Here is a 13135-nt window from a genome sequence, read left to right on the forward strand (position 1 = left end):
GGAATAAACTTCTATTCCTTTCATGCTGCGGCGCAATGATCCTGTTATATGCGCGGTGCGATTGATCTTCTTAACCGCTGGGCATACCTCGTGCGCCTACAAGATGCGCGCTGTCCGCTCCTGCAGCTGCAGCTGGCACTTTTAGAAGATTATTCTATTTTTCGCTTGAAGGGAGGCAGGTCATGCCGCTCGACACTGGACAGGATCAGGATCGCCTTGCGGCCCTGCAAATTCTCGAAGGCGCCAGCCCGGCGGAACGGCTGCAGGCGCTTCGCGACGCTGTGCCCGGCCGTATCGTCTTCACGACCAGCTTCGGCATCGAAGACCAGGCGCTGACCCACATCATCTTCTCCGAGAAGCTGAAGATCGACGTGGTCACACTCGATACCGGCCGGCTCTTTCCTTCCACATATCAGGTCTGGGCGGAGACCGAGGACAAATATGCCAGGCGCATCCGCGCTTTCTATCCGAACCAGGACGATGTGGCGGCGATGGTCGCCGATGCCGGCATCAACGGTTTCTATCATTCGAAGGAAGCGCGCTTGTCCTGCTGCCACGTCCGCAAGGTCGAGCCGCTCGGTCGCGCGCTCGCCGGTGCGGAAGCGTGGGTGACCGGGCTTCGAGCGGACCAGTCCGGCAACCGCGCCGCCATTGACTTCGCATCCTGGGATGATGAGCGTCAGCTCATCAAGATCGCGCCCTTGTTCGATTGGACGCGGGAGCGGGTCGCCGATTTCTGCACAGAACATGCCGTTCCGATCAACGAACTCCACGCCAAGGGCTTCCTTTCGATCGGCTGCGCGCCCTGCACGCGCGCGCTGCAGCCTGGTGAACCGGAGCGGGCAGGGCGCTGGTGGTGGGAGACGGAGGACGCCAAGGAATGCGGCCTCCATGTCGGCGCCGACGGCAAGTTGGTAAGAAGGAAGGCCGCGTGACCGATATCCTTGGCGGGACCAAGGCGGGCCGCGCCCTTGCTGTCACGCCCGCACGCATCGCCAGCCTTCCGAACCTACCCTTGTTTCACAAGCTGCAGGGCCGGAAGGTTGTTGTCGCCGGCAGCTCGCAAGGCGCTTTGTGGAAGGCCGAATTGCTGTCGGCATCGGGCGCGGATGTGCTCGTGCTGGCCGATCATGAGGTTGGGGCAAGCCTCTATCGTGATCTCGCCGCACGCCCGGTCTCCGGACCAGTGACGATATTGCCGCGCGAGTGGACGGAAGAGGATCTGGATGGTGCAGCCCTCGCCGTCGCAGACATTGCCGACCGCGATGCCGCGCTTCGCTTCGTTGCGGCCGCGCACGCGGCGGGAGCGCCTGCCAATCTGATCGATCAGACCGACCTTTGCGATGTTCAGTTCGGAACGATCGTCAATCGTTCGCCGGTGGTCCTGGCCATCTCGACCGACGGTGGCGCACCGATGCTTGGCCAGTCGATCCGGGCCCGTGTGGAAAGCGTGCTCCCGCTCGGCCTGTCCGGCTGGGCGAAGGCTGCTCAGAAATGGCGGCCATTGCTGAAGCAGAGGTTCAGGAGCTTCCAGGACCGTCGCGCCTTCTGGCAGCGTTTCACCGCTCTTGCCTGGGCGAATGTCGACCGCGATCCCGTCGATGCGGATTTCGGCGCGCTCGTCGGTGGCGTGAACCCGGAGCAGCGCAACGGAATCGTGACGCTCGTCGGCGCCGGCCCGGGCGACCCCGAGCTACTGACCCTGAAGGCCGTCCGGGCGCTGCAATCCGCAACCGTGATCCTTTATGACGACCTGGTCGGTCCGGCGATCCTGGAGCTCGCCCGGCGGGAAGCGCAACGCGTCGCGGTCGGCAAGACCGGCCACGGTCCTTCGTGCAGCCAGGCCGAGATCAATCGCCGCATCATCTCACTCGCCGAGGCCGGTGAGAATGTGGTCCGCCTGAAGGGTGGCGATCCCCTGGTCTTCGGCCGCGCGACCGAGGAGGTCGACGCCTGCCGCGCGGCCGGGATCGAAGTGCGGATCGTGCCGGGCATATCGGCCGCGCAGGGCGCTGCAGCGTCGCTGGGCTTCTCGCTCACCGAGCGTGACCAGGCCAGACGCGTCCAATATGTCACCGGCCACGATACCGGCGGCGACCTTCCCGCGACGATCGAATGGAAGGCGGTCGCGGATCCCGACACGACCACCGTGATCTACATGCCGCGCAAGACGCTCGAACATTTTACCGCCAAGGCGATCGCCGCGGGACTGGATCCGGAGACGCCTGCCGTGGCCGTCGCATCAGCCACGACGCCCGATCAAGGCCAGGTGTCGGGGACCGCTGCGACGATCGCATCTTTTGCCGCCGATTTGCCGGCCGGCGCACCCGTTATCGTCATCCTCGGTCGGGTAGCGCGCGAGCGGCCCGCCCTCGCCACCGACCTTCCCGAATACAGCCAGATGAGCCTTGCATCATGAACGCCCCCACCAAGATCGCTCCGCCGAGCCTCACCCATCTCCAGCAGCTGGAGGCCGAGAGCATCCACATCATGCGCGAGGTGGTTGCCGAGACCGAGCGGCCAGTCATGCTCTATTCGGTCGGCAAGGACAGCGCGGTGATGCTGCATCTCGCGCGCAAGGCATTCTATCCTGCGCCGCCGCCTTTTCCGCTGCTCCACGTCGACACGACCTGGAAGTTCAAGGCGATGTACGAACTTCGCGATCGCACCGCCCAGGAAAGCGGGATGGAGCTGATCGTCTATCGCAATCCCGAGGCGGAAAGGCGCGGCATCAATCCGTTCGACCATGGCAGCCTCCACACGGACATGTGGAAGACGGAGGGCTTGAAGCAGGCGATCGACAAATATGGGTTCGACGCAGCCTTTGGCGGTGCGCGCCGCGACGAGGAGAAGAGCCGCGCCAAGGAGCGCATCTTCAGCTTCCGTTCCGCTCAGCATCGCTGGGATCCGAAGAACCAGCGGCCCGAGCTTTGGAGCCTCTATAATGCCCGCAAGTCGAAGGGCGAAACGATCCGGGTCTTTCCGCTGTCCAACTGGACCGAGCTCGACATCTGGCAGTATATCTATGCGGAGAACATCCCGATCGTGCCGCTCTATCTGGCGGCGCCGCGGCCGACGGTGGAACGGGACGGGCTGCTGCTGATGGTGGATGACGATCGCTTCCCATTGCGGCCCGGCGAAGTGCCCGTCGATCGGTCGGTACGGTTCCGGACTCTCGGCTGCTATCCGCTGACCGGCGCGGTCGAGAGTGCGGCGAGCACCTTGCCCGAAGTCATCCAGGAAATGCTGATCGCGACCACCTCCGAACGGCAGGGGCGCGCCATCGACCATGACGGCAGCGGCAGCATGGAGCGCAAGAAACAGGAAGGTTATTTCTAGATGGCGAGCGCAGCTCAGGCCGCAGCCGCAGAAGCGGCACACCAAATGCTGTCCGTCGCCGAGGCGGCGCGTCAGGAGGTCGACGCCTATCTCGACGCCGCGCAGCGCAAGTCGCTGCTGCGTTTCATCACCTGCGGATCGGTGGACGACGGCAAATCGACGCTGATCGGACGGCTTCTCTACGACAGCAAGATGCTGTTCGAGGATCAGCTCGCAGCCCTCGCCAGCGACAGCCTGAAATCGGGCACGCAAGGTGAGGAACTGGATTTCGCGCTGCTGGTCGACGGTCTCGGCGCAGAGCGGGAGCAGGGGATCACGATCGACGTGGCCTATCGGTTCTTCGCGACCGACAAGCGCAAGTTCATCGTCGCCGATACGCCGGGCCATGAACAATATACGCGTAACATGGTGACGGGTGCCTCGACGGCCGATGCGGCGGTGATCCTGATCGATGCGCGCAAGGGCGTGCTCACCCAGACCCGCCGCCATTCCTATCTCGTGAAATTGCTCGGGATCCGGAACATCGTACTGGCGGTCAACAAGATCGACCTTGTCGATTACAGCCAAGCCCGGTTCGACGAGATCGTCGATCAGTATCGAACTTTTGCCGACGAGGCAGGAATCGAAGCGTTCACCGCCATTCCGGTCTCGGGTCTCAAGGGAGACAATGTCACCGCCAGGAGCGAGGCCATGTCCTGGTATGGCGGGTCCGCATTGCTCGAACATCTGGAAGCGATTCCGATCGCCGCAGATCTTGTTACGGCGCCGTTCCGCCTGGATGTGCAATGGGTCAACCGTCCGCATGCCGGCTTTCGTGGCTATGCAGGGCGGATCGCCGGCGGCAGCATCCGTCCCGGTGACCTGATCACCGTCTATCCTTCGCGTCAGAGTTCGCGGGTGCAGCGCATCGTCACCTTCGATGGCGATCTCGATATCGCCGTGGAAGGCCAATCGGTCACCCTGACCCTGGAGGACGAGCTCGATTGCTCGCGCGGGAATATCATCGTCGCGTCGACGGAGCCGCAGCCTGTCGTCGACAGTCTTGCCGCGACCCTGGTCTGGATGTCGGAAGAAGCCCTGGTGCCCGGACGCTCCTATTGGCTGAAAATGGGCACGCAAACGGTGGCCGCTCATATCGAGAAGGTCGACCATGTGGTGGACGTGAACAGCCTGGAAAAAGGGCCAGGCCGTCCACTCGCGCTCAACGATATCGGCGCGGTCGCCATCCGGCTCGACCGCCGGATCCCGGCCATAATTTATGCGGAGAGCCGCAGGCTGGGCGGCTTCATCCTGATCGACAAGGTCAGCCACGAGACTTTAGCCGCAGGCATGGTGGACGCGATCGTCCAGCGGGCCGAGAAACGGCCGGTCGCAGATGACGAGGAAGGCCGGATCCTCTGGCTCACCGGCGCCTCGCATGCCGAACAGCTCGCGCTGGCCGCGGCCACCCAGCAGAAGCTGGATGCCCTCGGTCATTCCAATTTCCTCCTGGACGAGGAGACGTTGCGCGGCGGTATCGGCAGCGATCTGGGCGAGGCACCCGGTGACCGCGCCGAATATGCGCGCCGCGTGCGTGAAATTGCCAGGCTGATGAGCCGGGCGGGGGTCCATGTGCTGGTAGCGGCAGACATCGCGCCCGACGAGGCGCATCCGGGCCGCAGCATCAGCGCCGACGATATTGGCCAGAAGGGGGCGGACGAATGGGTCATCTGAGGATCTCGCGGGAGCGAGCCGAGGATATTTCGGGGAGTGCGGCATGACGGTTCGGGAAGTGTTTCCGGAAGGCCCGCTGACGCCGGAGCAATGGCAGCATGTCCAGGCCTTGAGTCGGGTCGTGGGGTCGGACCAGGCGCGCTGGCTGAGCGGCTATTTCGCCGGCTTCGACGCCGCGCTGGTCCGTCTTGGCCAAGGCGAGGTTGCTCTGGCCGCGCCGGGCGCCGTGCCGGCCGCCTCCGGCCGCACGCTGACCATCCTCTATGGGACTGAAACCGGCAACAGCACCGAGCTCGCCAAGGCGCTGGCGGCCGCCGCTGCCGGCCGCGGCCTTTCGGCCGAAGTGGTCGACATGGCCAATTACAAGCCGCGCCGGCTGAAGGAGGAGCAGGATGTGCTCGTCGTCGTCAGCACCTATGGCGAAGGCGATCCCCCGCAGCCGGCCGTCGGCTTCTTCGAATTCATCGAGGGCCACAAGGCGCCGAAGCTGGATGGTGTCCGGTTCACCGTGCTTGCGCTCGGTGACTCGACTTATGAATTTTACTGCGAAGCCGGCAAACGCCTCGATCGCCGATTCGAGGAGCTGGGCGCGAAACGGCTGCTTCCGCGGGTCGACTGCGACATCGATTATGAGGAGCCGGCCGCAGCCTGGAGCGCCGAGATCGTCGATCTGCTGGCCGCGGAGCTGGCTGAGCTGCCGGCTCAGGCGAGCCCCTTCGCAGCCGTGCCGGTCGCCGCCGCTGCGAGCGCCTATGACAAGCGCAATCCGTTCGAAGCGAAGATCATAGACAATATCGTGATCGTCGGACGCGGCTCGTCAAAGGAAACCCGGCACATCGAGCTCGACCTTGACGGATCCGGCCTCAGCTATGAACCCGGCGATGCCGTCGGCATCGTGGCCCGGAACGATCCGGCCGCCGTCGGCGCGTTGATCGAGGCCGCCGGCCTCGCGGCGGACGCGCCGGTGACGATCAAGAGCGAGACGAAAACGCTCGGCGAAGCGCTCGAGCGGAATTACGAGATCATGATCGCTTCGCCTCGCTTCATCGATCAATGGGCGGGATTGAGCGGAGCAGCCGAGCTCGAACGCTTGCGCGCGCCCGAAAACGCCAAGGAGCGGCTTGCCTTCCTGGAAGGCCATCATGTCGTCGACATCGTCCGCAAATTCCCGCTTCCCGGAATCGACGGGGCCGGACTGATCGCCGGGTTGAGGCCGTTGCAGCCGCGCCTCTATTCGATCGCATCGAGCCAGGCCGTCACCGGCGACGAAGTACATATCACGCTGGCTCCGGTCCGCTACGATCTGCATGGCGAAGGACGTTCGGGTGTGGCTTCCGCCCATCTGTGCGACCGGATCGAACTCGGCGAGACATTGCCGGTCTATATCCAGGCTAATCCGCACTTCCGTTTGCCCGCGGGCGATGCACCGATCATCATGATCGGCGCCGGGACGGGAGTCGCGCCCTATCGCGCCTTCCTCCAGCAGCGCGAGGCCGACGGCCATGGCGGCCGTTCGTGGCTGTTCTTCGGCGAGCGAAATTTCCGCAGCGACTTCCTCTACCAGATCGAATGGCAAAGCTGGCTGAAGGAAGAGGTGCTGACCCGCATGGATGTGGCCTTTTCCCGCGACCGTGCCGACAAGACCTATGTCCAGCATCGCATGCTCGAACGGGCAGCGGACTTCTACGCCTGGCTGGAGGAAGGTGCCCATGTCTACGTTTGCGGAGACGCGACCCATATGGCGCCGGACGTCCATGACACGCTGATCAGGATCGTCGAAAGCCAGAGCGGCGGCGGGCGTGATGCCGCCGAGGATTATGTGCGCAAGCTGCAGGCGGACCACCGCTATCAGCGCGACGTCTATTGAGGGTTGTTCCGATGAGCACGAACGACAAGAATGTGGATAGAAGCAGGGACGTTTCGCAGCCGCTCGACCGGCTGGGACCGGACGAAACGCTGAAGGCCGAAAGCGACTATCTGCGCGGCACCATCTCCACCGGGCTTCTCGACCGGATCACCGGCGCGGTCCCGGACCCCGATATCAAGCTGCTGAAATTCCACGGCATGTACCAGCAGGACGATCGCGACATACGCGACGAGAGACGGCGCCAGAAACTGGAGCCGGCTTATCATTTCATGATCCGTGTACGGATGCCGGGAGGGGTTTGCACACCCGAACATTGGCTGAAACTCGACGAGCTGGCGCGGGCTTATGGCGGCGATTCCATCCGCCTCACCACCCGGCAGACCATTCAGTTCCACTGGGTGCTGAAGGAGAATGTGCGCGCCGCCATCCAGGGCCTGCACGATGTCCTGCTCGACACGATCGCAGCCTGCGGCGACGATGCCCGCGGCGTCATGTCGACGGCGAATCCGCTGGATTCGGCCCTGCATGAAGAGGTCGCCCGTCTTTCCAAGGAGCTGAGCGACCATGTCATCCCGCGCATGCGGGCCTATCACGAAATCTGGTATGGCGACGAAAGGGTCGCGACATCGGAGCCGGAGGAACCTTTTTACGGCAAGACCTATTTACCGCGGAAATTCAAGATCGGCTTCGCCATTCCGCCGTCCAACGACATCGACATCTACACCCAGGACCTGGGCTACATCGCCATCGGCGGCGCCGACGGGGTCGAGGGCTTCAACATCACCATCGGCGGGGGCATGGGCCGCACGGACAACGTGCCGACCACGTATCCGAGGCTTGCCGACCTCATCGGCTATATTCCCAAATCGCTGATGATCCCGGCCGCAGATGCGGTGATGTCGGTGCAGCGCGACTACGGAAATCGTGTGGAGCGGCCGCGCGCCCGCTTCAAATATACGGTCGACGACAAGGGTGTCGACTGGGTCAAGGGCGAGATCGAAAGAAGGATGGGATCGGCGCTGGAGCCGGCGCGTCCGTTCCAGTTCGACTCGAACGGCGACATTTTCGGATGGCGCGAGACCGCCAACGGGCGGTTCAACTACACTCTCTACGTTGCCAGCGGGCGGGTCGTCGACGGTGCCGGGAAGCAGATCCTGGCAGGGCTTCGCGCCATTGCCCGGATTCACAAGGGCATGTTCCGGCTTACGCCGAACCAGAATGTGATCATTGCGGACGTCGCAGCCGAGGATCGTGCGGAGATCGAGGCCCTGCTCGCCGAACATGGCCTCGAGGACAGCAACGAAACGAGTGCTCTTCGCCTCAATTCGATTGCCTGCGTCGCCTTGCCGACCTGTGCGCTCGCGATGGCGGAGGCCGAACGTTATCTGCCCGACTTCCTCGGCAAGGTGGAAAAGATACTCGAGAAGGAAGGCTTGCGGGACGATCCGATCACGATCCGGATCAGCGGATGTCCGAACGGCTGCTCGCGGCCCTATGTCGCGGAGATCGCGCTCACGGGCCGCGCGCCCGGCAAATATAATCTCTATCTCGGTGGTGGCTTTCACGGTGAACGGCTGAACACGCTCTATCGCGAGAATATCGGCGAGGATGCGATCCTCGAGATCCTGAGTCCGATCCTGGCCCGTTACGCCAAGGAGCGCGAGACGGGCGAAAGGTTCGGCGATTTCATCAAACGCGCCGGCTATCTGGAAGCGGCCTGATGCTGGCCTGCCAACAAACCGATCGCTTACGCTCATGATTGCGGGCCCGGCCCGCGGGGGGCATAATTGATCGGCGGGGAGTGGGGACTCCTCGACCTGCTGCCGTTCATCGCCGTGGGCTTCGCCGCTCAGATGGTCGATGGCGCGCTTGGCATGGCGTTCGGGGTGATTTCCTCCACCCTGCTGATCAGCCTTGGCGTCCCGCCGGCCTCGGCCTCGGCCAGCGTCCATGCCGTGGAAAGCTTCACGACCGCGGCCTCGGGTCTCAGTCACGTATTTCACCGCAACGTGGATTGGAAGCTGTTCGCGCGGCTGATGATCCCGGGCGTGACGGGCGCCGTGCTGGGCGCCTACGTGCTGACGCAGGTGCACGCGGACGCCGCCAAACCATTCGTGCTGGCCTATCTCTGCCTGATGGGGATCTACCTTCTGTGGCGGGGAATTACGCACAAGCCGATCGAGAAGAAGCCCAAGGCGGTCGAGCCGCTCGGCCTCGTCGGCGGGTTCCTCGATGCGGCCGGCGGGGGTGGCTGGGGTCCGGTCGTGACAAGCCACCTGCTCATCCAGGGCGCCAACCCGCGCAAGGTCATCGGCACGGTCAACACGGCCGAATTCTTCGTGACGGTGACCATCTCTGCGACTTTCATAGCGACCTTGGGCCTCAAGGCGTTCACGATCGCCAGCATCGGCTTGCTGATCGGCGGGCTGACGGCCGCCCCATTCGGAGCCTGGATGGCGAAGCGCATCGCGGCATCCTTGCTTTTGAAGATTGTCGGCGGCGTCTTGACGGTGACAAGTCTCGTGGGGATCGTGGCCGCGCTTTGGTGACGGTTTCGCTTGCCATGGCCCCTCTTTTTTCGTGTGAGAGCGCATGGATCATTTCGAACTGCGCGGCGGCATTCTCCATTGCGAGGATGTAGCCCTTCCTGCCATCGCGGCGGCGGTCGGCACCCCAGTCTATGTCTATTCGGCATCGACCATGAAGAGACATGTGCGGGTCTTCCGTGACGCCTTGGGCGGCCTCACCGATCCGCTGATCGCCTTTGCAGTGAAGGCCAATCCCAACCCGGCCGTGCTGGCGACGCTCGCAACGCAGGGGCTCGGCGCGGACGTCGTTTCCGGCGGAGAATATCAGATTGCCCGAGCGGCGGGCATTGCCCCCGACAGGATCGTCTTCTCTGGCGTCGGCAAGACGGCGACGGAAATGGAACAGGCGCTTCGTGGCGGCCTCTTCCAGTTCAATCTCGAATCCCTCGATGAAGCCGAGATGCTGTCGACAGTCGCGGTGCGAACCGGGATCGAAGCCCCCATCGCCTTCCGGATCAATCCCGATGTCCTCGCCGGCACCCATGCCAAGATCTCCACGGGCTCCGCGCACAACAAGTTCGGGATCGCTTATTCCGAGCTGGCGGCGGCTTATAAGAGGGCAAGGGACCTGCCGGGCCTGAAAGTCCAGGGGGTCGCCGTCCATATCGGCAGCCAGCTCACCAGCCTCGATCCGCTGGAGGCCGCTTTCACGCGGATCGGCGAGGCTATCTTCGAACTGCGGGCGGGCGGACACGATATCCACGTCGCCGATCTTGGCGGGGGTCTTGGCATTCCTTATGATCCCGCCGAACCGGAGCCACCCAGCCCGGCCGATTATGGCAGAATGGTCCAGCGTGTGACGGAAAAGTGGGACGTCCGCCTGGTCTTCGAACCGGGGCGCCTGATCGTGGGCAATGCCGGCATCCTGCTGACCCAGGTGATCCGCGTGAAGCCAGGTCCAGATCATCCCTTCGTCATCGTCGATGCCGCGATGAACGACCTTATGCGCCCCAGCCTCTACGATGCGTGGCACGCGTTCGAACCGGTAAGGCCGGACGGCGAAGATATGATCGCCGACATCGTCGGCCCGGTCTGCGAGAGTGGCGATACATTCGCGGTCGACCGGCGGATGGGCCGGGTTGGAGCGGGAGACCTCGCCATCTTCCGCACCTGCGGTGCCTATGGCGCCACCATGTCCAACACCTACAATTCACGGCCGCTGGCGCCCGAGGTGCTGGTGAATGGATCGCAATGGGCGGTGGTGCGGCCGAGGATTGCCGTGGAAACCATGCTGGCAGGCATGCCGATCCCGGATTGGGTGGGAAACTGATCCTGCATCGGCGGGATCAGACGTTGCGATCTCCACCGGTGTGGCGCCGCAGCCTGCGCAGGATGATCGCTACCAGCAACAAAATGGCCGGGACGGCAAGGGCGGTCGCGACTTCCGGTTCGACGGGCCAGCGGTGGTGAATGCCCTTTAAGAGATAGCCGAGCAGGCCGACCGCATAATAGCTGATCGCCACGATCGATAATCCCTCGACGGTCTGCTGTAGCCGAAGCTGGACCTGTGTCCGTTTGTCCATCGAATGGAGCAGGTCGCGATTCTGCCTGGCAAGCGCGGTATCTACGCGCGTTCTCAGAAGAGAGCTCGTCCACGCAGTCCGCTGCGAGAGGTCTTCGAGCCTTTGCGAAAAGGATTCGCAGGTCCGCACCGCGGGCAGGAGCCGCCGCTCCGTGAAGTCGGCGAGGGTAGGATGACCCTTCACTTTGGCGATCTCCAGGCTGTCCAGGCGATCCGCGCAAAGTTGCGCATAAGCGTGGGTCGCGCTCATTCGATAGCGCGTGTCGGCGGTCACACGCGCAAGCTCGGCGGCAAGTGCGCTGAGATCGTCGAGGAGCCGATCGTCCTGCGACGTGCGCTCGGCAATCGCAGCGGTAATTTCTGCGAGACGTTTTTCCAGATCCGAGACGCGCGGAGTCAGGCGTTGCGCCACCGGCAGTCCCAGCAGCGCCAGCTTTCGGTAATTGCCGAGTTCCTGTAGACGCTGAACAAGCTGCGAGGGCTCGTAGCCGAGCAGGTCGCGGTCAAGGATCAGGAGGCGCCCGAAGCCGTCCCCATGCAGGCGAAAATCGGCCCAGATGCGGGCTCGCCCACCGGCGACGTCGCAAACGACAAGGTCGCTCGGGGAGAACCAGCTGTCCAGGCGGTCGGTCCAGTCGGATGGCGCTTCACCGTCGACAAGGGCAATTCGGGTCGCGCGGATGACTTGCCCGGGCAGGGCTTCGATCCAATCCCGTGGCAAGCCTTCGAAGGGGTCGGCGTCAAATCGGGGTTCGGCTTCGGTCGAACGGATGAATGTGTAGGTGGCGACCTCGGTGTGCCGCTCCCACACGAATTGCAGATCGCCGAGAGCGCAAATGAAATATTTTCTGGTCGTTGGCACCGCGATGCCGCTTGGCGCACACAGGCGTTCGACGTGCGCCCTGCTCTGGCCGATCTCGTCCTCGCCGATCAACGAGACGATCTGCGTCAGCGAAGCAGGCCCGCCTAAGGCGGGCAGCTTGCGGATGTGCATCTCCTCAGAAAGCGAAAAGCGATCCGGATGGTCGCGCGCTGCGAATGCGCGTGCCGCTTCCGCCGGCATTGTCAATCGGACCATGAGCTGCCCCCAGATCTTTCCTGCTCCCGCTGGGTCACTTCCGTCGCCAATGTCAATCGACTGGGTTGCCGGCCTGCTGGGCATTTTTGCAGGTGTCAGGTCACGCTCGACATCCGTAGCGGGAAGTAGCGCTTCAATATTGCCAGCGTCTGCTCCGTGGTCCGATGGTGAATGAAGATGCCGCCGACCTCTTCCCATCGACCTGCATGCTTCATCTGATCGTCGACGAGCACGTCGCCCTCCTCGGCATGGTCTCGCTTGTCGCGGGCCATGCAGGTTATGATGGGTGTCCCGGGGAAATGCTTGGCAGCCCAACGCTTCTTCTGGTCGGCTGCCCAATTCCCTTGGGGAAGGCCGGTGAGAATGATCGGGTCGAGATGCCGGACTGCCTCGAACAGCACCATGGCATCCGGTAGCAGCGGCAGGCCAAAATAGAAATCGGGCGCCTCGGCCAGCTTTCGCCAGAACCTGCCGAGGCCACGGCGCTTCTCATACGTCCTGGGCGGGAGGCCCAATATTGCCGTCGCTCCGGTGTCGAAATCCGCCAGCACACCGTCGCAGTCGAGATAAAGGCGCCGTGTCATTTTCAGCGGAACCTTGCCGGCCGAAGCCGGACCGGCATGGGCAGATCGAATAACTCCCAGGGCTGCTGCCTCAGTGCCTCATTGCTTTCCCTGGCCTTGCGTCCACCCTCCAGCGACCAGGTGATGTGATAAGTGCCTTCGCCCGGCCGATCGGTGGTGCCGCCTATGCTGACGATCATCGCTTCGACGCCGGATCCGTCGCTGACCCGTCCGACGATCTCCCCATGATTTTCGTCGGGAAGCCGGGCGTCGCCGGCCGCCTTCGTTCGTAGCGTTACATGATCCGCTACAACGTTGCGGAACCGCGGTGGGAATTGCTGGAGCAACTCCTTGCGCTGTTCGGGGTCTATTTTCCATCCGATCACGCTGTCGCCGGTGCCGGCAGCAGCAGCGGCCTTGCTTGCACTGGGAGCCATGGCGGATCAACCGAGCCGAGCGGATCAG

Annotated in this window: 11 protein-coding genes; 8 read left to right on the forward strand and 3 right to left on the reverse strand. The window is 63.5% G+C overall.

Annotated elements, in window-relative coordinates; translation table 11 throughout:
* Positions 1-182: 182 nt before the first annotated feature.
* The 8 genes from RQX22_RS00320 to lysA all read left to right on the forward strand — a co-directional run bounded on the left by RQX22_RS00320 (position 183) and on the right by lysA (position 10777).
* Positions 183-935 carry a phosphoadenylyl-sulfate reductase gene (locus RQX22_RS00320; protein WP_315722586.1) on the forward strand — a complete coding sequence of 251 codons (753 nt, stop codon included), beginning with the start codon at positions 183-185 and terminating at the stop codon, positions 933-935.
* Entirely contained in the window at positions 932-2419 is a 1488-nt protein-coding gene (gene cysG / locus RQX22_RS00325; RefSeq protein WP_315722588.1) for a siroheme synthase CysG, read from the forward strand. Before RQX22_RS00320 ends, cysG begins: the two co-directional genes overlap by 4 nt.
* Positions 2416-3339, forward strand: coding sequence for a sulfate adenylyltransferase subunit CysD (cysD, locus tag RQX22_RS00330; protein ID WP_315722590.1), 924 nt, complete (start codon positions 2416-2418; stop codon positions 3337-3339). Before cysG ends, cysD begins: the two co-directional genes overlap by 4 nt.
* Positions 3340-5052 carry a sulfate adenylyltransferase subunit CysN gene (gene cysN / locus RQX22_RS00335; protein WP_315722592.1) on the forward strand — a complete coding sequence of 571 codons (1713 nt, stop codon included), beginning with the start codon at positions 3340-3342 and terminating at the stop codon, positions 5050-5052.
* A 43-nt stretch (positions 5053-5095) separates the two neighbouring features.
* A complete protein-coding gene (locus tag RQX22_RS00340; RefSeq protein ID WP_315722594.1) occupies positions 5096-6919 on the forward strand; it encodes an assimilatory sulfite reductase (NADPH) flavoprotein subunit in 1824 nt (607 codons plus the stop codon).
* 11 nt (positions 6920-6930) lie between these two features.
* A complete protein-coding gene (cysI, locus tag RQX22_RS00345) occupies positions 6931-8640 on the forward strand; it encodes an assimilatory sulfite reductase (NADPH) hemoprotein subunit (RefSeq protein ID WP_315722596.1) in 1710 nt (569 codons plus the stop codon).
* Positions 8641-8706: 66 nt separating this feature from the next.
* On the forward strand, positions 8707-9468 hold the full coding sequence (locus tag RQX22_RS00350; protein ID WP_315722598.1) for a sulfite exporter TauE/SafE family protein: 762 nt from the start codon (positions 8707-8709) through the stop codon (positions 9466-9468).
* Positions 9469-9511: 43 nt separating this feature from the next.
* On the forward strand, positions 9512-10777 hold the full coding sequence (lysA, locus tag RQX22_RS00355) for a diaminopimelate decarboxylase (RefSeq protein WP_315722600.1): 1266 nt from the start codon (positions 9512-9514) through the stop codon (positions 10775-10777).
* Positions 10778-10793: 16 nt separating this feature from the next.
* Here the strand turns inward: lysA and RQX22_RS00360 are convergent, their stop codons facing one another.
* The 3 genes from RQX22_RS00360 to RQX22_RS00370 form a co-directional block, all read right to left on the reverse strand.
* Complete coding sequence (locus RQX22_RS00360; protein WP_315722601.1) at positions 10794-12107, reverse strand: DUF3422 family protein; 1314 nt, start codon at positions 12105-12107, stop codon at positions 10794-10796.
* Positions 12108-12202: 95 nt separating this feature from the next.
* Positions 12203-12691, reverse strand: coding sequence for a hypothetical protein (locus tag RQX22_RS00365; RefSeq protein WP_315722603.1), 489 nt, complete (start codon positions 12689-12691; stop codon positions 12203-12205).
* Positions 12692-12693: 2 nt separating this feature from the next.
* Complete coding sequence (locus tag RQX22_RS00370) at positions 12694-13107, reverse strand: hypothetical protein (protein WP_315722605.1); 414 nt, start codon at positions 13105-13107, stop codon at positions 12694-12696.
* Between the last annotated feature and the right edge of the window lie 28 nt (positions 13108-13135).

Source organism: Sphingosinicella rhizophila, assembly GCF_032378825.1.
Classification (GTDB): Bacteria; Pseudomonadota; Alphaproteobacteria; order Sphingomonadales; family Sphingomonadaceae; genus Allosphingosinicella; species Allosphingosinicella rhizophila.